This is a genomic window from Pseudomonas sp. TH04 (assembly GCF_016651355.1).
In the GTDB taxonomy this organism is placed as follows: domain Bacteria; phylum Pseudomonadota; class Gammaproteobacteria; order Pseudomonadales; family Pseudomonadaceae; genus Aquipseudomonas; species Aquipseudomonas fluorescens.
In genome coordinates this window covers 4,577,501-4,597,531 of record NZ_JAEKEA010000001.1, presented here as the reverse complement: position 1 = coordinate 4,597,531, position 20,031 = coordinate 4,577,501, and the positions used below count along the sequence as shown (strand labels likewise).

Annotated in this window: 14 protein-coding genes and 2 rRNA genes (1 of these 16 running past the window's edge); 4 read left to right on the top strand and 12 right to left on the bottom strand. The window is 61.3% G+C overall.

From position 1 onward, the window contains the following. Positions 1–135 precede the first annotated feature (135 nt). Both kynA and kynB read right to left on the bottom strand, forming a co-directional pair. Positions 136–993 (bottom strand): tryptophan 2,3-dioxygenase, encoded by an 858-nt coding sequence (gene kynA, locus JFT85_RS20610; protein ID WP_053257978.1) that lies wholly within the window; start codon positions 991–993, stop codon positions 136–138. Next, positions 990–1,640: an arylformamidase gene (gene kynB, locus JFT85_RS20605; protein ID WP_053257979.1), complete on the bottom strand. Its 651-nt coding sequence runs from the start codon at positions 1,638–1,640 to the stop codon at positions 990–992. The genes kynA and kynB overlap by 4 nt, the downstream gene beginning before the upstream one ends. Before the next feature lie 387 nt (positions 1,641–2,027). Here kynB and JFT85_RS20600 point away from each other — a divergent pair, with 387 nt between their 5' ends. Continuing rightward, complete coding sequence (locus JFT85_RS20600) at positions 2,028–2,372, top strand: cupin domain-containing protein (protein ID WP_003230905.1); 345 nt, start codon at positions 2,028–2,030, stop codon at positions 2,370–2,372. A 42-nt stretch (positions 2,373–2,414) separates the two neighbouring features. On the opposite strand, the gene mmsB is transcribed toward JFT85_RS20600, so the two are convergent. Together mmsB and JFT85_RS20590 are read right to left on the bottom strand one after the other, a co-directional pair. Continuing rightward, a complete protein-coding gene (mmsB, locus tag JFT85_RS20595; RefSeq protein WP_187601400.1) occupies positions 2,415–3,302 on the bottom strand; it encodes a 3-hydroxyisobutyrate dehydrogenase in 888 nt (295 codons plus the stop codon). Between the two features lie 15 nt (positions 3,303–3,317). Beyond that, positions 3,318–4,835 (bottom strand): CoA-acylating methylmalonate-semialdehyde dehydrogenase, encoded by a 1,518-nt coding sequence (locus JFT85_RS20590; RefSeq protein WP_069553104.1) that lies wholly within the window; start codon positions 4,833–4,835, stop codon positions 3,318–3,320. A gap of 129 nt (positions 4,836–4,964) precedes the next feature. Between JFT85_RS20590 and JFT85_RS20585 the strand changes: the two genes are divergently transcribed. The 3 genes from JFT85_RS20585 to JFT85_RS20575 all read left to right on the top strand — a co-directional run bounded on the left by JFT85_RS20585 (position 4,965) and on the right by JFT85_RS20575 (position 7,067). Then, on the top strand, positions 4,965–5,912 hold the full coding sequence (locus tag JFT85_RS20585) for a LysR family transcriptional regulator (protein ID WP_053257982.1): 948 nt from the start codon (positions 4,965–4,967) through the stop codon (positions 5,910–5,912). 326 nt (positions 5,913–6,238) lie between these two features. Then, entirely contained in the window at positions 6,239–6,529 is a 291-nt protein-coding gene (locus tag JFT85_RS20580) for a DUF3077 domain-containing protein (RefSeq protein ID WP_069553106.1), read from the top strand. A gap of 49 nt (positions 6,530–6,578) precedes the next feature. Continuing rightward, entirely contained in the window at positions 6,579–7,067 is a 489-nt protein-coding gene (locus tag JFT85_RS20575; RefSeq protein ID WP_201230351.1) for a hypothetical protein, read from the top strand. 373 nt (positions 7,068–7,440) lie between these two features. Here JFT85_RS20575 and JFT85_RS20570 read toward each other — a convergent pair whose 3' ends face one another. The 8 genes from JFT85_RS20570 to JFT85_RS20535 all read right to left on the bottom strand — a co-directional run. Then, the gene (locus JFT85_RS20570) at positions 7,441–7,932 is read right to left on the bottom strand and encodes an OmpA family protein (protein ID WP_053257986.1); all 492 of its coding nucleotides are present in this window, start codon (positions 7,930–7,932) and stop codon (positions 7,441–7,443) included. A 4-nt stretch (positions 7,933–7,936) separates the two neighbouring features. Then, positions 7,937–9,199 carry a diguanylate cyclase domain-containing protein gene (locus JFT85_RS20565; protein WP_053257987.1) on the bottom strand — a complete coding sequence of 421 codons (1,263 nt, stop codon included), beginning with the start codon at positions 9,197–9,199 and terminating at the stop codon, positions 7,937–7,939. Next, positions 9,196–9,762, bottom strand: a complete 567-nt coding sequence (locus JFT85_RS20560) for a YfiR family protein (RefSeq protein WP_073638233.1) — start codon at positions 9,760–9,762, stop codon at positions 9,196–9,198. Before JFT85_RS20560 ends, JFT85_RS20565 begins: the two co-directional genes overlap by 4 nt. Positions 9,763–9,906: 144 nt before the next feature. Continuing rightward, complete coding sequence (gene recD / locus JFT85_RS20555) at positions 9,907–11,976, bottom strand: exodeoxyribonuclease V subunit alpha (RefSeq protein WP_078827322.1); 2,070 nt, start codon at positions 11,974–11,976, stop codon at positions 9,907–9,909. Then, positions 11,973–15,647: an exodeoxyribonuclease V subunit beta gene (gene recB / locus JFT85_RS20550; RefSeq protein ID WP_053257990.1), complete on the bottom strand. Its 3,675-nt coding sequence runs from the start codon at positions 15,645–15,647 to the stop codon at positions 11,973–11,975. Before recB ends, recD begins: the two co-directional genes overlap by 4 nt. Then, positions 15,644–19,096 (bottom strand): exodeoxyribonuclease V subunit gamma, encoded by a 3,453-nt coding sequence (gene recC, locus JFT85_RS20545; protein ID WP_201230350.1) that lies wholly within the window; start codon positions 19,094–19,096, stop codon positions 15,644–15,646. The genes recB and recC overlap by 4 nt, the downstream gene beginning before the upstream one ends. Positions 19,097–19,233: 137 nt before the next feature. Continuing rightward, positions 19,234–19,349: ribosomal RNA gene (rrf, locus tag JFT85_RS20540) — 5S ribosomal RNA — on the bottom strand. A 171-nt stretch (positions 19,350–19,520) separates the two neighbouring features. Next, positions 19,521–20,031, bottom strand: a 23S ribosomal RNA gene (locus JFT85_RS20535); it runs 2,381 nt beyond the window's last position.

Here is a 20,031-nt window from a genome sequence, read left to right as displayed (position 1 = left end):
GGGGGCTTGCTCCCGATAGCGGTATGTCAGAGACCGGATGTATTGGCTGACACACTGCCATCGGGAGCAAGCCCCCTCCCACCTTGTTGATGGCATTCCAAATGTAAAAAGCCCCGGGATTCCGGGGCTTTTTGTTTAGAGCGTGGAACGCACTCGCCACAGTTCGGGGAATAGCACGGTGTCGAGCATCTTGCGCAGGTAACCCACGCCTTCCGTGCCACCGGTGCCGGGCTGGAAGCCAATGATGCGCTCCACCGTAGTCACGTGCCGGAAGCGCCACTGGCGGAACGAGTCCTCCAGGTCGATAAACTTCTCAGCCAACTGATACAAATCCCAATACCGGCTCGGGTCGCGATACACCTCACGCCACGCCGCCTCCACCGATTCATCATGAACCGTCGCCGCCGTCGGGTCGCGTTCGGCGCGCTTGGGGTCGATCGCCAAGCCAGCCTTGGCCATCAGATTGATCGCCTCGTCATACAGCGACGGCGTGGCAATCGCCACTTTCAACTCGTTCAACAACGCCGGCCGATGCGCGTGGGGGCGCAACAGCGCCGCGCTTTTATTGCCGAGGATAAATTCGATCTCACGGTACTGGAACGACTGGAACCCCGACGACTGCCCCAGGAACGGGCGAATCGCCTTGTACTCCGACGGCGTCATCGTCGCCAGCACCGCCCAGGCGTGCACCAGTTGATCAAAGATCCGCGACACCCGCGCCAGCATCTTGAACGCCGGCGGCAACTCGCCCAGACGCACGTGCTCGCGAGCGGCCTTAAGCTCGTGCAGCATCAGTTTCATCCACAGCTCCGAGGTTTGGTGCTGGATGATAAAGAGCATTTCGTTGTGGTCCGGCGACAGCGGGTGCTGGGCGCTGAGGACTTTGCCCAGGTCCAGGTAGTCGCCATAGCTCATGGACTCGGAAAAATTCAGTTCGGCGTTATGCCATTCTTCCGGCGGTTGGTAGTCAGGTGAGAAGGGACACTGGCTCATCGCGTGGGCTCCTTGAGCGGGCGGAGAATGGCACGGACGGGGCTGGCGTCCAGGTTGGCAAAGCGCAGCGGCAGCGCGATCAACTCATAATCGCCCTCCGGCACGTCATCGAGCACGACGCCTTCGAGAATTGCCATGCCGTGGCGCGCCACGGCGTTGTGGGCATCCATGGTCTTGGACTGTTGCGGGTCCAGGGATGGCGTGTCGATACCGATCAGGCGCACGCCCAGGCTGGCGAGCAACTCGACGGTTGCTGGGGCAATGGCGGTGAAATTCGAATCCCACTCGGTCAGCGGCGCTTGTGGATAAGTACGCAGCAATACGCGTTCCGGCAAGTTATCCACACGCCCTTGCAGTTGATGCGGCTGCACCAGCGCGCCGCTGCCCAGGCAATGCAACACGCGGCACGGGCCCATGTAGACGTCCAGTGACACCGCGCCAATCGGCGCACCGTCGGCACTGTAATGCAGCGGCGCGTCCACATGGGCGCCGGTGTGTGGCGACAAGGTCACGCGCCCCACATTCACCGGGCACTGCGGGCCAAACTGCCACACGCGCTCTTCCTGGAACGGCGTATCCCCCGGCCAGGTCGGGGTCGCCGCGCTCAAGGGCGGGCTGATATCCCACCACGTTGTTATTGGGTTCATTTCAAGGCTCTCGGTTGTCACTGGGGTGAATGATACGAGGGCCAGACGTGCATTTTCTTGCTAATTCCAGCGCGAGGCGGGAATTCTTTCGTACTTACTGCGAGGAAATCGCAGATTCATGCACAAATCTTTCGTCCGGCGAAAGCAGCCCGCACACTGAACATCCAATGTGGGAGTGGGCTTGCTCGCGAAGGCAGAGTGTCAGTCACTGAATACTTAGGCTGACCCAACGCCTTCGCGAGCAAGCCCGCTCCCACATGGACGGCCTGGGTGTCAGAGGAATCGCACCAGCCTGCGCTTCTGGGCATCCCGATGTCGAGTTCAGACCACTGACGCAACGCCCAAGGCCTTAGGGTTCACCTTTGCATTCACTGCCTCGGAGTCATCATGTCCAAGCCCATCACCGTACTGCGCGACACCCACCCTCTGCCGGTCCTGGATGCCTGCAAATGGGAAAAACTCGAAGGCGACCCGCACACCGTCAACCTCAACGCCTACACCAGCGAAGACGGCAGCAAGATCATGGGCACCTGGATCTGCACACCGGGCAAGTGGTACGTGGAATACGTGAAGTGGGAATACTGCCATTTCCAGGAAGGCTACTGCGTGATTACGCCCGAAGGGATGGAGCCGATTCACTTGCGGGCTGGGGATATCTTTGTGGTGGAACCGGGGATGAAGGGGACGTGGGAAGTGGTTGAGACGGTGCGTAAGTACTTTGTGTTTGCGTGAGCAATCTAAAGCCCGCTTGCCATAACAAGCGGGCTCACTCCTCTACTCGGGCTTGCGATAGCTGTTGATGATCGCCGAGAAATCCTTGCCGCCTTCCCCGCGCTGGCTCATCGATTGATACAACTGCTGGGCCACAGCGCCCAGAATCACCGGTTGTTTCGCCTGGCGCGCGGCCTCAGTGGCCAAGCCCAGGTCCTTGAGCATCAGGTCGGCGCCAAAACCACCGGTGTAACCCCGCGATGACGGCGCGGTTTCAATCACGCCCGGCCACGGGTTGTAGGTGTCGGAACTCCAGCAACGCCCGGTGGAGCTGTTGATGATCCCCGCCAGCACTTGAGTGTCGATGCCCAGCGCATCGCCTAGGGCCATGGCTTCGCTGACGCCGACCATGCTGATCCCGAGCAGCAGGTTGTTGCAGATCTTGGCGATCTGGCCGGTGCCGACGTCGCCGCAATGCACGATGTTGCGGCCCATCTGCGCCAACACCGGTTGCAGGCTGGCGAACAGTTCTGGCGTGGCGCCGACCATGAACGTCAGGGTGCCCGCGCTGGCGCCGCCGGTGCCGCCGGAAACGGGGGCGTCGGCAACGGCTACACCTTGCTTCGCCGCCGCAGCCGCTACATCACGGATGGTTTGCGGGTCGATGGTGCTGCAATCCACTGCCGGTACGCCCTTGCCGATCCCGGCGAGCACGCCGTCTTCATTCAGCCACACACTGCGCACGTGGGCAGCGGCGGGCAGCATGGTAATCACCAATTCAGCGCCGTTAGCCGCATCACGCGGGGAATCGCTGATGGTGCCGCCGAGTTCGGCCAGCTCTTTGAGAACCGTCTGGTTCAGGTCGAACAGGTTCAGCGCGTGGCCGGCCTTGATCAGGTTGCGGGCCATGGGCGCACCCATGTTGCCCAAGCCGATAAATGCAATCTTCATGGTCGTCTCCCGGTATCAGCGCAGGTTGATGGTGGTGTTGACGCCATCGTTGACCGTGTCGTCGTCAAACCAGCGGCTCGTCACGGTTTTGGTCTGGGTATAGAACTGCACCACTTGCTTGCCGTACGGGCCCAGGTCGCCGAGCTTGGAGCCACGCGAACCGGTGAAGCTGAAGAACGGCACCGGCACCGGGATCGGGATGTTGATGCCGACCTGGCCTACATCGATTTCACTCTGGAACTTACGCGCTGCCGCACCGCTTTGGGTGAACAGGCCGGTGCCGTTGCCGAATGGGTTGGCGTTGACCAGCGCGATGGCTTCATCGAGGGTGGCAACTTCGAGCACTACCAGCACCGGGCCGAAGATTTCCTGGGTGTAGATCTGCATGTCCGTGGTTACGCCCGAAAACAGCGTCGGGCCGACGAAGTTGCCTTGCTCGAAGCCCGGCACCTTGATGTCGCGGCCGTCCAGCTCCAGCTTGGCGCCTTCTTTCACGCCACTTTCGATCAGCTCCAGGATGCGGGCCTTGGCGCGCTTGGAAATCACCGGGCCGACATCGGTGCCCGCTTCGCTGCCGGCATTCACTTTGAGCTTTTGCGCGAGTGCTTTCAGGTCTGGCAGCCATTGCTTGGCCGCGCCGACCAGCACCACCACAGACGTGGCCATGCAACGCTGGCCCGCGGCGCCGAAACCGGCGCCGACCAACGCATTCAAGGTGTGTTCGCGGTTGGCGTCCGGCAGCACCACGGCGTGGTTCTTGGCGCCCATCATCGATTGCACGCGCTTGCCGTGTTTACCGGCCAGGTCGTAGACGTGGGTGCCGACAGCCGTCGAGCCGACGAACGACACAGCCTTGATGTCTTTATGGGTGCACAGCGCATCCACCACGTCCTTGCCGCCGTGCACCACATTGAGCACGCCAGCCGGTACGCCGGCTTCCAGCGCCAGCTCCACCAGCAACATGGTCGACAGCGGGTCTTGCTCGGACGGTTTGAGCACGAAGGTGTTACCGCAAGCAATCGCCATCGGGAACATCCACAGCGGAATCATCGCCGGGAAGTTGAACGGGGTAATGCCGGCGCACACGCCGATCGGCTGGCGCAGGGTGTAGGTGTCGACGCCGCCGGCGACGTTTTCAGCGAATTCGCCCATCTGCAAGGTGCCGATGGAGCACGCGTGCTCAACCACTTCCAGGCCACGGAAAATATCGCCCTCGGCATCGGCAATGGTCTTACCCTGCTCGGCGCTGAGGACGACGGCAATGCGCTTGGAGTGTTCGCGGATCAGGGCTTGCAGCTTGAGCATGATGCGCATGCGCGCGCCGATCGGGGTCAGCTTCCAAGTCTGGAAGGCACTGTGGGCGGCGTCGATGGCAGCGTTGACTTCATCGGCGGTGGCGAACGGGACTTTGGCCAGCACCTCTTGGGTGGCCGGGTTGACGATGTCTTGCCAGTGGGTGGTCTTGGACTCGACCCATTCACCATTGATCAGCAACTTGACCTGTTGCACGGAAATATCGGCAGAAGCGTTCATGTGGTCTCCAATCTTGTAGTTATGCAGAGACAAGGCGCGTGAATCGCCTTGGAAATGAGGCGTTCGGACTGTTTTTGGAGTATAGATGTGCAAATCTCTAATAAGAACGCACATAAAAGCCGGTCCAATATGCAAAAAAACATCACGTCATTGGGCTCCCTGAACTGGGATGACCTGAAGTTTTTCCTCGAAGTGGCCCGCACCCGCAAGGCCAGCGTCGCCGCCAAGCGCCTGGCGGTGGACTACACCACCGTGTCGCGGCGCATCAGTTCTTTGGAAGTGTCGCTCGGCACCCTGCTGTTCGAAAAATCCCGGACCAACGGCTTTGTCCTGACCGCCGAGGGCCAGCGTTTGCTGGGTTACGCGGAGTCCATCGAAAGCACCTTGCACATGGCTTGCGAGCAGGTGTCCGGCTCCGGCGTGGCACTGTCCGGGCATGTGCGCATGGGTTGCACCGAAGGTTTCGGCAGTTTTTTTGTTACCCCGCAGCTCAGCCACTTCGTCGACACCTACCCGGCGATTTCGGTCGACATCCTGCCCCTGCCCCACTTCATCAGCCTGTCCAAGCGCGAAGCCGACATCGTTATCGCCCTGGAACGCCCGGAACACGGGCCGTACGTGTGCTGCAAACTGTGCGACTACAAACTGCAGCTGTACGCGACCCAGGACTACCTCGACCAACACCCGCCCATCCACCGCCCGGCAGACTTGGCCGAGCATCCGTTTATCAGCTATGTGGATGACTTGGCGTTCAGCTCGGAGCTGCTGTACCTGGCGAATGTAGTGCCCGGCGCCAGCGCCAGCCTGCGCAGTACCAGCGTGATTGCACAGTACGTCGCGGCGCAGCAGGGGCGGTCGATGGCGATATTGCCGTGCTTTTTGGCGGCGCAGGACCCGCGGTTGTTGCCGGTGCTGGGGGAGGAAATTGCGATCACGCGGCAGTTTTGGATGTATTGCCGGGAGGATCTAAGGAAGCTGAAGCGGATTACCTTGTTGTGGGATTACATCAGGGAGGTGACGGAGCAGAATCAGGGGTTGCTGATGGGGGAGACGCGGGAGATCAAGTTTGCGGATTAAAGGGCCATCAACGACGATTCGCTTTAAATCGCAGGACGTTTCCTAGAGACTCTCCACCCTATTGCGCCTTACCGTTTGGGTCACTAGCCTCCCTGGGTCGCTGCACATCAGCGATCGGGTTTAGCGATCCGGATTTTATGAGGCACCGCTTCCAACAGTATTAGCTGGTTCTTGCCAGCTTTTAGCGTTTTATGGCGGCTGTGTGCGGGAGACCTTGAGTCTACCCGGGGTCTCTCAACCCGGATCGCTAACCTGCACACAGCTGCCACCCTCTTCATGTTTAGCGATGTGATGTGGCGGCTCTACTTCAGCAGAGAGCAATCGTCATGAGCAAAATCGTCCCCGATCCACCGCTTTCCTCCATCACCACCCTCGGCGTCGTCACCTTCGGCGACTACGGCGAAAACCAAAAACCCCTGTTCCGCGTCAATGCCGGCATGCCGATTGAGCAAGCCCTGGAACACGCCTCCACCCTGCTTTTTTACGCCAAGAAACTCGCCATGGAAGCCGCTATGGATGTGCGCGGCGAGCAATACGCGTGGGCCGCGCATTACCTGTGTGAGATGGGCAAGGCCGTGGTGGATGACTTGACGCAGGCGATGACGCCGGGCAGTTAAGCGAACACTGTAGCGAGCACACACTGCAAAAATAAATATGGGAGCTGGCTTGCCTGCGATGGTGGAGGGTCAGTCAGCTTATCTGCTGCTGATACACCGCTTTCGCGAGCAAGCCCGCTCCCACATTTTTGAGCTGTGGCAGGCGCGGAATTCTGGTCGGACACAGATAAGTGTGGGAGCTGGCTTGCCTGCGATGGCGGAGGGTCAGTCAGCTTATCTGATGCTGATACACCGCTTTCGCGGGCAAGCCCGCTCCCACATTTTTGAGCTGTGGTGGGTGCAGAACTTTGGTCATGCACAAATAAGTGTGGGGGCTGGCTTGCCTGCGATGGCGGTGGGTCAGGCAGCTTATCTGCTGCTGATACACCGCTTTCGCGAGCAAGCCCGCTCCCACATTTTTGAGCGGTGGCGGGTGCAGAATTCTGGTCATGCACAAATAAGTGTGGGAGCTGGCTTGCCTGCGATGGTGGAGGGTCAGTCAGCTTATCTGATGCTGATACACCGCTTTCGCGAGCAAGCCCGCTCCCACATTTTTTGAGCGGTGGCGGGTGCAGAACTTTGGTCAGACACAGATAAGTGTGGGAGCTGGCTTGCCTGCGATGGCGGTGGGTCAGGCAGCTTATCTGCTGCTGATACACCGCTTTCGCGAGCAAGCCCGCTCCCACATTTTTGAGCTGTGGCGGGTGCAGAATTCTGGTCATGCACAAATAAGTGTGGGAGCTGGCTTGCCTGCGATGGCGGTGGGTCAGGCAGCTTATCTGCTGCTGATACACCGCTTTCGCGAGCAAGCCCGCTCCCACATTTTTGAGCGGTGGTGAGCGCAGAATTTTGGTCATGTACAAATAAGTGTGGGAGCTGGCAAGCCAGCGCCCACATTTGACCGCATTGCAGCATTGGAACGGGTTAAGCGGTTAGTCCGCGATCACCACAATCGACACTCGACGATTCTCCGTGCGCCCCGCGACGGTGGTGTTAGACGCCACCGGTTCGCTGCTGCCCAAGCCGCGCAGCTTGACGTTTTCTTCCTTCATCCCCACACCTGTCAGCACCTTGACCACGCTTTTGGCGCGGCGCAGGGACAGTTGTTGGTTGTAGCTCTCTTTGCCCGAGGCGTCGGTGTGGCCGTCGACGCGTACACGTTCGATGCCGGCGCCTACCAGGGCTTTGCCGATACGTTCGACGATGTCGGTGCTGGCTTTGTTGAGGCTTTCCACGTCGCTGCCGAACAGCACTTTGCCCGACAGCCCGAACGCCCAGCCTTCGTCGGTGAGTTCGAAACCTTGCTGTTTGAGCACGGCGACTTGCGCCGGTGTCAGGCCTTTGGGCGGGGCCGTCTGGCAGCCGCCGAGGGCAAGGAAGGCCACCAGTAAGGTGATAAACATAAATCGCGCATTCGAGAACAAGGGATCAACTCCTGTGATTGACATTTGCGGCGGTGGGCTCCGATTCCGCCGTTTGCTGGCCACCCTGGGATAAGCGTTTGGCCTGGTACATCGCCGCGTCAGCGGCATTGAGCAAGGTGCCGGGAGTGGCGCCATGATCGGGGTAAACGGCAATGCCGATACTCAGTGAGGTCAACACCTGGGTGTTGCCGGGCAGCGGGATCGGCACGTCCATGCTGGCAATGATCTTGTCGGCGATACGCTGGGCGTCCTCCACCTTGTGCAGGGGCGCGAGCAGGATCGCGAATTCATCGCCGCCCAGGCGGGCCACCAAGTCATCTTCTCGCAATTGCGCGCGCACGCGCTCGGCGACGGCCACCAGCACGGCATCGCCAGCGGCGTGGCCGAAGTTGTCATTGATGTCTTTGAAACGGTCGCTGTCGAGGAACAGCACGGCGACTCGCTCATTGATTTTGGCGGCGCCGCGCAGCGCGCGGATCAGCCGGCCCTCGAAGAAGGCGCGGTTGGGCAGCCCCGTCAGGCTGTCGTGGCTGGCCTGGTGGGCGAGCGTTTCGTTTTCACTTTGCAGGTGGCTTTGCCAGGCTTCCATCTCGCCGAGCAGGGCATTGAAGTCGCTGCCCAAGTTGTCGAGTTCGGCGATCTGCGCCGGGGGCACGCGCCGGTCAAAGTCGCGTTCGCTACGAGCGGCGTGGGCCACGGCGGCCAGGCTTTGCAACGGTTTGGTAATCCCCAGCAACAAGCGCCGCGCCAAGTACAACGCCACCCAGGCGCTGAGGGCCGTGCAAATCACGATGCCGGCCAGGCCGCTGAGCAGGAAGCGCAACAGGCTGCCGCCATGGCCGACCACGTGAATGCTGCCGACCCTTTGCCCTTGACGCACAATCGGCTGGCTGATGGGCTGTTCGAGCAACGCATGCGCCAGCGCCAGTTCGACTTGGGACAACATGCCGGTTTCCGGCCGTACCCATTGCGCCAATAGCTTGCCGTTGGCATCGAACACTTCGGCCTGGGCCACTTCCTCGGTGGAGGCGATAAGGCTGAGGGCTTCAGTGGCGGCGGCGCTGTCGTTGAACACCACCGCAGCTTCCACGGTGTAGTTGATGGAGCGTGCGATCAGGTGCAGGTTGTGATCGGCATACACGCGCAGCGCCAACACGCCGAGCAGGGTCAGCGACACGCTGGCCAGGGTCACCGCTACCAGCGCCAGGATCAGGTGCCCTCGGCCGATGACCGAACCCAGGGTCGGCCGCGCTTTATCAGCCCTCATGGCACCGTCGCTCGACGGCGAGACAACTGCAACACGCTGGGGTGGATGCGCACGCCACTGCGGGCAACGGAGTCCAGGTTGACCTCGAACGACACCTGCTCATCCCCCACGCGCAGGCAGAACAGGCTGCCCACGGTGCATTGGTCGCCACCTTCGCTGATGCTGAGCACCGGGTGACCAATCAATGAGGTAAACAGCCGGGTGCGCTCATCGGCGCTGAGTTTGCCGATGTACACGGCGTCGCAGGCATTGACGATATCGGGGTGATCGGCCAGCAGGCGCTGCACCACAACCGGACGGCCCGTCGCCTGGGTCGTGCCCTTGACCAGGTCGTCGGTGTATTGGGTCGGCCCGACAATGCACAGGCGCAACTGCGCAGGCTCTACGGGCCAGCGTGCATAACTGAGAATACCGAGCACGACTTGGGTCACCGCCTGGGCGCGCTGGTCCGCCGGGCCGGGAGCCTGGGCAAAGGCTCGCGGCGCGAGCACGCACACGAGCGCCACCAGTAACATGCGTCTCCAGCTCAAACTGCGCTCTGTGGGCGAGACAGCCACGTTCATGCAGCGATTCTCTTCAGGTATTGATTCAGGGTGATGCCGCAACGATAGCACAGCGGCGCAAAGCCCCGCGAAAGCGTGCTGTCGCGGGGCCTGCTATTTTTTCAGAAAAATCACACGATCGAGTCAGAAATATTTCAGGTCCGATCAGTCAGTTTTTTCTTCCGCAGCGTCCAGCTCCAACATCAAACCACTCAGGCGCTTGACCTTGCGTCGCACGGCTTCCTCAAAGACACCACTGCGCGGCTCGATCAGGCTGAACCAACGTTTGGCGCGGGTGATGCCGGTGTAGATCAGTTCTTTGGTCAGCACCGGGTTCAGCGCGTCCGGCAGGATCAACGCGGTGTGGGTGAACTCCGAGCCCTGGGATTTGTGCACGGTCATGGCGTACACGGTTTCCACATCGTTCAGACGGCTGGGCAGTACAAAACGCACACCGCCCTGGCCATCGTTGCGTGGGAAGGCTACGCGAAGCACCTGCGGGCCACCGTCGCTTTCGGGCAGTTTGAGCGCGATGCCGATGTCGCCGTTCATCAGGCCCAGGCCGTAATCGTTGCGGGTCATGAGTACCGGGCGGCCTTCGTACCATTGGTCATCACCTTCGATCAGCCGCACCTTGCGCAGGGCGGCGGTGATGCGCAGGTTCAGCCCTTCCACGCCCCAAGGGCCTTTGCGCACGGCGCAGAGCAGCTGGAAGGCGTCGAACGCTTGCAGCAGCTGTTGCGCCCAGTGTGTCCAGGCCGCGTCTTCGCGCGGGGTGTCGAGGGCCGGGCGCGCGCTGTGCAGCAGGTTGAGGTAAGAGCGATAACCTTGGGCGTCGTCGCCCTGCCCGTCCAGCACCAGCCGCTCGAGGGCGTGATCGTGTTCCCCCTTGAGACTGAGGCAGAAGAGGTCGTTGTGGCTGCGAGCGGCCAGCAGTTTGCGCGCCTCTTCGGCATTTTGCTGGTTGACCCAACGCGCCAGTTGGCCAATGCCACTGCCTTCGCCAAAACGTCGCGAATAACGCAGCATCACCACTTGCTGGGCCAGAGGATGGCTGCCGTCGAGGTCTTCGTGGAGGCCGCTGGCGCTGAGGTCTTCGCCGCTGACGGCTTGCAGCCATCGGCGTGTGTCGGGGCTGTACCAACCGGCTTCGGCGTCGCGGCACAAGTCGCCGAGCACGGCACCGGCCTCGACCGAGGCGAGTTGGTCCTTGTCGCCCAGCAACACCAAGCGGGCGTGGGGCGGTAAGGCGTCCAACAGGTTGGCCATCATCTCCAGGTCGATCATCGAGGCTTCGTCCACCACCAGTACGTCCAGAGGCAACGGGTTGCCAATGTGATGACGGAAGTGCCGGGTGCCCGGGCGACTGCCCAACAGGCGGTGAACCGTGGTGACCTGGGTCGGGATTTTGTCCCGCACGCTGGCGGGCACATTCAGCGACAGCACTTGCTGGCTGATGGATTCGGTGAGGCGTGCAGCGGCTTTACCGGTGGGCGCGGCCAGGCGGATGCGCAACGGGCTGCCGGCTTCCACAGCGGGGGCCTGCAACAGGGCGAGCAGGCGCACCACGGTGGTGGTTTTACCCGTGCCGGGGCCGCCGGTGACGATACTGAATGCGCCGCGAGTGGCCAGGGCACAGGCGAGTTTTTGCCAGTCGATGACGCCGTCGGGTGGCGGTTGGTCAAACAGACGGTTCAGGCGCTGGGGCAAATCGGCGGCGACGCTTTCCACGCTCGCCAGGCGCAGGCGCAGCGCCGTGTCGATACGCCGCTCGTAAGTCCAGTAGCGGCGCAGGTACAAGCGTTTGCCAGACAGCACCAATGGCCGGCTGTGAGCGGCTTCACTGCCATCAACCGCCAGGGCGACCAGGTGACTGGCGGCCAACGCTTGGCACCAATGGGCACCGTCGAGGCCGGCGAGCAGTTGCGACGGCAACAGCATGGCACCGGTCTGCACGTCGCCTTCGGGTGGCAGCGACAAGGCAAAGTCGGGCGCCTTGAGGGTTTCGAACAGGTCGAGGCACACGTGGCCATGGCCCAGTTGATGGCTGGTTAATGCGGCAGCCAGCAGCACCAACGGATCGGCTTGCGCGTCGAGTTCGTGGAGGAAGCCGACGAAAGCTTTGTCCAAGGCGCGCAGCCAGCCGCGGTCGACCCAACGTTCCAGCAGTTGCAACAAGTCGGCGGCGCGGCTGAGCGGCAGCAGTTCCTCAAGCGGTAACGGCGACAGGCTCATAGCAGCACTCCTTGTTCCCAGGCCGGTTCGACTTTAGGCGGTATGGGTTTGCCCTGGAACAGCAGGTCCAAGCCTTCGATCAGTTCGCGTGGTGGCCGGGTGAAATACGCCCCTTGGCTGGCAGCCTGGGTGCCGCGCAGGAACAGGTACAGCGCACCGCCGACGTGACGGTCGTAGTCATAATCGGGCAGGCGTGCCTTGAGCTGGCGGTGCAGGGCCAGCAGGTAAAGTACGTATTGCAGGTCGTATCGATGCTCGAGTATCGACTGTTCCATCGCGTCTTGGGTGTAGGCCGAATCGTCGGGGCCGAGCCAGTTGGATTTGTAGTCGGCCACGTAATAGCGGCCGTCGTGTTCGAAGGTCAGGTCGATAAACCCCTTGAACATGCCGTTGAGCAATACCGGTTCGGCGGCAACCCGCGACACGCCGTGGTGGGTGTGCTGGCATACCCACTTGTCGAGGGCGAGCACGTCGACTTTGTGGCTGGCGAACCAGAACTCCATTTCAATCTGGTAGTGCCGCAGGCTGCTCAGGGTGACCTGGTCGTTACCCACAGGCAGCGGGGTTTGCAGCAAATGGCCCAGCCAGCCGCTGAGGGTGATGATCCAACCTTCCCAATTGCGCCGGTTGCAGCGCGCGCCCACGGCTTTTTCGATGGCCTCGGGTGTCACGTTGAAGCCCTCCTCACCCGCCCATTCCAACAGGCCGTGGAGGAAAGTCCCTGGATTAGGGCCACGTGGGAAACGGTGAATGTCACCGCCGGACGCGGCCACTTCGCGCGGCGCATCAGGGTCGAGGCGTTCGTCATCGAACAGCTTCTGGGCTTGTGGGTTTTCCGGCGCTTCGAGGGGCGCGGCGCTCATGCTGTCGCCAATGCGCAAGGCACTGTAGGAGGCGATCCACCAGTTCTCGGCGGCCTTGCGCTTGGGCAGCAAGGGCGCGAGCAAGCTGGCTTCGTTGCGCGGTGGGTGGAACAGGCTGTCTTGCGCGTCAGGCACGTGGGCGTAGTGGATGGCCGCGCAGCCTTCCTGCAAGTCCAGCAGCCAGCGCGCCAGACCGGCGGATTCGCCCAGCGATGCGCCGGCGCCGAGCAGATACCCCAGCGCTGACAAGTGCAAGACGGAGCTGTTGGTATTGCCGCGCTTAAGGTCGGCAATGCCGAGCCAGCAGGCGTGTTTGGCACGGGTCAGTGCCACGTAGAACAAGCGCAGGTCTTCGGCCAGGCGCTCATCGTCGGCCTGGGCGATCAACTCGGCGGTGGGCCGCAGGCTGACCTGGGATTTGCCATGTTCGTCGTGGTAATGCAGCGGTAAACGGCTGCCATCCACCGGTTTGGCCGAGCAGATAAAGGGCAAAAACACCAGGTCGTATTCCAAGCCTTTGGACTTGTGAATGGTGACCACTTTGACCAGTTGCTCATCGCTTTCCAGGCGCAGGATCTGTTCCTCACCGGCCTGACCTGACAGCGCCAAGTGTTCGGCCAGATGGCGGATCAGCGCTTGTTCGCCGTCCAGTTCCGACGCGGCCTGTTGCAGCAGTTCGCTGAGGTGCAGCAGGTTGGTCAGCACACGTTCGCCATCGCTGCGGGCGATCAGCGTGTGTGGCAGCTGGAAATCGTGGAGCAGGCGCCGCAGCATCGGCAGCACGCCTTGGGTGCGCCAGATCGCACGGTAGCCTCGGAACTGCATCACGCGGGTTTCCCACGCCAGTTCGTCCTGATTCAGACGCTCCAATTCCGGCAATGAAAGGTTCAAGGTGACACAGGCCAGGGCGGCGCGCAGCGGGCGCTCGACGTCCGGTTCCGCGCAGGCCTTGAGCCAGGCCAGCAGGTCGTGGGCTTCCTGGGCGGCGAAGACGGAGTCTTTGTCGGACAGGTACACGCTGCGCACGCCACGGGCAGCCAACTCGGCGCGCACGGCTTGGGCTTCCTTGCCGTCGCGCACCAGGATGGCGATGTCTGACGGGAGCACGCCGTTGAAACGGCCATCCTCTTGTAGGAAGCCGGCAGTACGTTGCTGTCCGCCATTGAGCAACGCGACGATTTGCGTGGCGCAGGCGGCAGCCAGTTGCTGGCGATACACCGCGTTGGAAATCGGCTGGTCGGTAGGCAGGTGCCAGAGGTTCATCGCTGGCAGCGTTTGACCCTCCACCTGCAGTTGCTCTTTGCGGCCTTGGGACAGTACCGAGTGGAACGGCACCGGGTTGTCGCCATTCGGCTCGCGGAACAGGAATGCGCCACGGCCGGTTTCCGCGCGTTGGAACACGTGGTTGACCGCCTCGACCATCGCATGGCTGGAGCGGAAGTTAGTGCCCAGGGTGTGATGGCGGCCAGCGGTAGACTGACGGGCGCGCAAGTAGGTGTAGATGTCGGCACCGCGGAACGCGTAGATCGCCTGTTTGGGATCACCGATCAGGAACAGGCCACTGTCCAGGTGGTTTTCTTCGATGCGGTAAATGCTGTCGAAGATGCTGTATTGCACCGGGTCGGTGTCCTGGAATTCATCGATCAGCGCCACGGGGAACTGCTCGCGGATCACACTGGCCAGACGCTCGCCACCTTCGGCTTGCAGGGCGGCGTTGAGGCGAATCAGCATGTCGTCGAAGCCCATTTCGGCGCGGCGGCGTTTTTCTTCCTCGAAACGTTTACCCACCCAGCCGGCGGCGTGTTGCAACACTGCGGCATCGGGCGTTGGCAAGGCGTCGAGGCTGGCTTTGAGACTGGCCATCGCGTTAATGCCGGGGTGGCGCGGCGGTTCGCCCTTCCAGGCTTCGGCCATGCCGTCGGGTGTGAGGCGGGTGAAGCCGGTGCCGATGTCCAACTGCTCAAGGGTTTCGTCAGCAGCCCAGGCACTGATCTTTTCGAACCAGGGCTCGAAGTAACGGGCTTGCATCTTGCGGCCGTCGACGGCTTTGGCAGCCACGGCCTGCAGGCAGATATCGCGCAGCTCGGCGGCCCATTGTTGCCAGGGTGCCTTGAGCGCGACCAGCGCTGCACGGCGCTCTTGCAGGCAGGCGTTGATCAGCTCGCTTGGCTCGCGGGTTTCGTCTGTAGGCCGCTCGCTGCCGAACAGCGCACGCACGCGCGGCATCAGCGCGGCGGGGCCGCTCCAGTTTTTGCGTACCCAATTGAGTGCGTCGTCATGCATCGGGTAGCAGAACAGCCGCCAGTAGTCGCGCAGCACTTCGCCGAGCAGGTCACTGTGATCGGTTTCCAGGGTCTGGGTGAACAGGCTGCCACTGTCGAACGCGTGTTCGCGCAGCATGCGCTGGCACCAACTGTGGATGGTCGAGACGGCGGCTTCGTCCATCCATTGGGCGGCGATGTCCAGACGGTTGGCGCAGGCGGGCCATTGCTCGGGGAGGTATTGATCGCGCAGGTCAGCGATCAGGGCATCGGGCTGATCGATTTCGTCGCGAAAAAAACGCGCGGCTTCGGCGAGGCGGATACGGATGCGTTCGCGCAGTTCTTTGGTGGCCGCGTCGGTGAAGGTCACCACGAGGATTTGCGGTGGCAGCAGTTCGCGAACAAAGCCAGACTCATCCCCCCCATGGCCAAGCACCAGGCGCAAATACAGGGCGGAAATGGTAAAGGTCTTCCCGGTGCCGGCGCTGGCTTCAATCAGCTGGCTGCCTTTTAGCGGGAAGGCCAGGGCTAAAGGTTTGCCGATCATGTGCTGGCCTCCTCACGGGTGAGCGATCGCCAGGGGGCGTTGATCAGCGGGCGATATAGGGTTTCGCACCAGCCTTCGAACTCTTCGCTGGCTACCAGGGTGGCGTAGTCGGGGAACTGGCGGGTGAGCGCCGGGGTTTCTCGCCGCTCGCCGTCGGTGGTCAGGCCGTCGCCTTCGTAGGCTTTGCTTGCGGCGGCCTGCGCCTTGGCAGGGTCGGTTTGGCCGAGCCAGGCGAAGGCGGTTTTCACAGCCACCGGGAGTGGTTTTCGCATGCCGGCGTGCCAGGCCAGCAGCAGGTTGCCGAGGATTTCCCGGGCACTGGATGTATCCAGCGGGCTCAGTAACAAGGTGTCGTCACTCGCGACCAAACCGGTACTGAGTGGCAGGCCGCAGGCGCAGGCAACGACGTGATTGACCCACGGGCGAATCAGGCGATGCCACTTGCGGGTCTTGATTGAGCCGATGCTGTTGGGGAGGGTGGTCACGCTTAGCAACCCGCCATCACTGCGCCGATGCAGGCCACTGATCCAGCCTTCCAGCTGCAGACCTTGATGCTCAAAACTGATCGGCTCGGCGGTTGTTTGTGGTGTGGGCCACAGCGCCAGTAAATGTTGGTAACGCTGCAACAAGTCGGGCAATGGCTCGATCAGTTCGTTACGCAGGCACTCGCCAAAACCGACCATTGGCAACAGGCCACTGCCTTGCAGGCGCAGCGCCTGGGCTTGGAGGGCCTGATCCACATGATCGGGCTGGGTCAGCGCGGCGTTCAACAGGCTGTCGCTGAGGCTGTAGCGTTGCAGCGCGTCAAGGACGAAGGGTTCTTCATCGGCCAGCGGCACTTCAGCGGCTTCGAAGAACACTTTCAGACGCTGGCTGAAGAAATGTTTGACGGGGTTGCGTAGGAAATCCTGCAACTGCCCAAGGCTCAAGGGTTCTTCTTGTGGGTGTGGCGCCAGTTCCTGCTCTTGTAGGGGGGCATCGGGCGCTTCGTGGAGCAACTGCCACTCGCGTGCGTAGCTGAACAGTGGGTCACCGGCATGGAAGTAGCGAGCGCTGAACGGCTGGAGTGGGTGCTCCTGGGTCATTGCTTCCAGCAGCGGTGCTTCTGCTTGTGCGTTGTGCCAGCCGCTGGCGAGATGATCGCGCAGTTGGCCAATCAGTACGGAGGCCGGACGCTCGCTGTTGTCACGGATGCTGCGGCCGACCCAACTGATATACAGCTGATCGCGGGCCGACAGCAGGGCTTCGAGCAGCAAGTAGCGGTCGTCTTCACGGCGTGAACGGTCGCCGGGGCGGTAGTCGCTGCCCATCAGGTCGAAGTCCAACGGCGGTTGCGCGCGCGGGTAGTCGCCGTCGTTCATACCCAACAGGCAGACGAGCTTGAACGGGATGGCGCGCATGGGCATCAGCGTGCAGAAATTGACAGCGCCTGCGAGGAAACGCTGGGACAGGCGGCCTTGGTCCAGCCCGGCCAGCCAGGCTTCGCGGACTACGGTGAGAGGTAACTCGTCTTGTAGGCCGACGGACTCGCAGGTCTCCAGCCAAGTTTCTCTGAGTTGTTCGAGTTGGCCGAGGAGGTAGTCGTCGTGTTCGCTGCTGGGCAGGAAGAATAACTGCATCAGGCGCTGCAGGCGCTCGCCCCACTCGCTCGGCGCCGCTGGTTGGGACAAGGCTTGATGCGCGCCATTTAATGCATCCAGCAAGGCGACCAGTGGGCCGATCAATGCGGCATCGAGACCACCGATTTCATCATAGGGCTCGATGCCATCGCAGGCCGGGCCAGTGCCGACGGCATAGCCCAACAACATGCGGCGCAAGCCGAACCGCCAACTGTTTTGCTCCAGCTCGTTTGGCAGGCCCAGGCCGGCGCGTTGCTCGGCGTTAAGGCCCCAGCGGATGCCGGCACCTTCGATCCAGCGGTGCAGTGTGGGCAGGTCGCGTTCCTTGATCGCGAAACGTTCACGCAACGCAGGAACGTCGAGCAAGTCGAGAATTTCGCTCACCGGGAAGCGGCTGTCCGGGAGTTTCAACAAGTGTTCGACGGCGATCAGCAGAGGGTCGCGGCCGCGCTGGCCCTGGTCGGTAAGGGTGAAGGGGATAAAGCGTGGGTCGGTTCTTTCCAGTTGACCGAACACGGCGCGAATATGCGGTGCGTAGCTGTCAACGTCGGGGACCATGACGATGATGTCGCGCGGGCGCAACTTGGGATCGGCGCTGAACCGTTGGAGCAGTTGGTCGTGGAGAATTTCCACTTCGCGCTGGGCGCTATGGGCAATGTGGAAGCGGATGGAGCTGTCGTTATTGAGGTCGACGCCGGGCCACAGCTCACGCGTTTCGTTGAGTGGGCGCAGTTCGAGAATGTCATCCTGCAACTGATTGAGCAGTGTGGTCGGTTCGCTTTCGCTGAACAGGTCGATGCGCCCGTCACGGAAGGCGGCGCGGTAGCTGTTGGGGTCGTCGTAACTGTCCAGCAGGCTGATGTAGTCACGGCCCTGTTTGCCCCAGGCGGCGAGCAGCGGGTGCGCGTGCTGGTGCAGGGTTTGCGGGTCGATGGTGACCGGCATTCCGACCTTGCGCGCTTGGCGTTTGTACTCGTTGCGCAGCAGGTCTTTGTCCGCAACGATGTCAGACCAATGGTGGCGACAAGGGTTATGTACGCACAGCAAGACTTGGCTGAATCTCGCCAGGCCAGCGAGCGCTTCCAGCGCCTGTGCGGGCAAAGAGGAAATGCCGAAAACAATCACACGGGACGGCAGGCCTTGGGGGGCTTCTTGGAGGGTGTTGATCCGCTCAATGAAACGCTGATGAACACCGGCACGGCTTTCAGCCATGCCCTCTTCACCGACATCCAGTAACAGGGCACGCCATAACTCTGCTTGCCAGCAGTTCGCGGGGTTCAGCGGCTTGGACTCGCCTCGACCGTTGCGCAGTTGGTGACGGCCGGCGGCCCAGTCTTCCAGCCAGTCGGCGCGGTAGACCTGGTACTGGTCGAACAAGTCGGCCAACCGCTCTGCGAGTTGATAGCGTTTGCGCAGGTCGGTGTCGTGGGTGAGAAAACGCTGCAGCGGCTCGAAATGCGCTTGATCGATGAGCTCTGGTAGAAGGCGCATCAGGCGCCAAGTCAGTGGGGCCTTATCAAGCAGAGACTTGGGCGGGATCTCCTCCTTGCCCAGAACCATGCGATAGAGCTGCCACATAAAGCTGCCGGGAAGCTGCACATCGATAGCGGCGGCGATGCCGCAGCCGCCCATATCATCTTCTTCGGGGTCTTCGGCCAAAGCCAACTTGAGCCATTGAGCAATGCCGTTGCTTTGAACCAGTGCTATTTCGTTTTCCAGGGGAGCCAGCGGATAACGACGCATCCAGCTGACGACGAGGCTGCGCAGTTCGTCCAGGCGGTTGCCGTGAACCACCATAAATCCAGCGCTGAGGGACGTCGCATCCGGCATAACGGCTTCCTTGGGAAAAGCAAAATCGAGGCATGGACTTTAGCACTGTAGGCGGCTGCAATAAGCCCCTTTGCACTTTTCGACCGCCCAAAACAAAACCCCTGTTCGCGTTAGCAAACAGGGGTTTCGGAATTTAATCTTGACGATGACCTACTCTCACATGGGGAAACCCCACACTACCATCGGCGATGCATCGTTTCACTACTGAGTTCGGGATGGGATCAGGTGGTTCCAATGCTCTATGGTCGTCAAGAAATTCGGGTACTGAGTCGTGACCAGGTGGCCTCGCTTCAGCAAATTGGGTATGTGATAGCTTTCGGTGTTTTGTGAAATTCGAACTTTCGGTTCTATCGTCTTCACACACCGCAATCTGATGCTTCTGCTTGTTTCCAAGTCAGGAGTAGTCAAATTGCTTGGGTGTTATATGGTCAAGCCTCACGGGCAATTAGTATTGGTTAGCTCAACGCCTCACAGCGCTTACACACCCAACCTATCAACGTCGTAGTCTTCGACGGCCCTTCAGGGGACTCAAGGTCCCAGTGAGATCTCATCTTGAGGCTAGTTTCCCGCTTAGATGCTTTCAGCGGTTATCTATTCCGAACATAGCTACCCGGCAATGCCACTGGCGTGACAACCGGAACACCAGAGGTTCGTCCACTCCGGTCCTCTCGTACTAGGAGCAGCCCCTCTCAAATCTCAAACGTCCACGGCAGATAGGGACCGAACTGTCTCACGACGTTCTAAACCCAGCTCGCGTACCACTTTAAATGGCGAACAGCCATACCCTTGGGACCGGCTTCAGCCCCAGGATGTGATGAGCCGACATCGAGGTGCCAAACACCGCCGTCGATATGAACTCTTGGGCGGTATCAGCCTGTTATCCCCGGAGTACCTTTTATCCGTTGAGCGATGGCCCTTCCATACAGAACCACCGG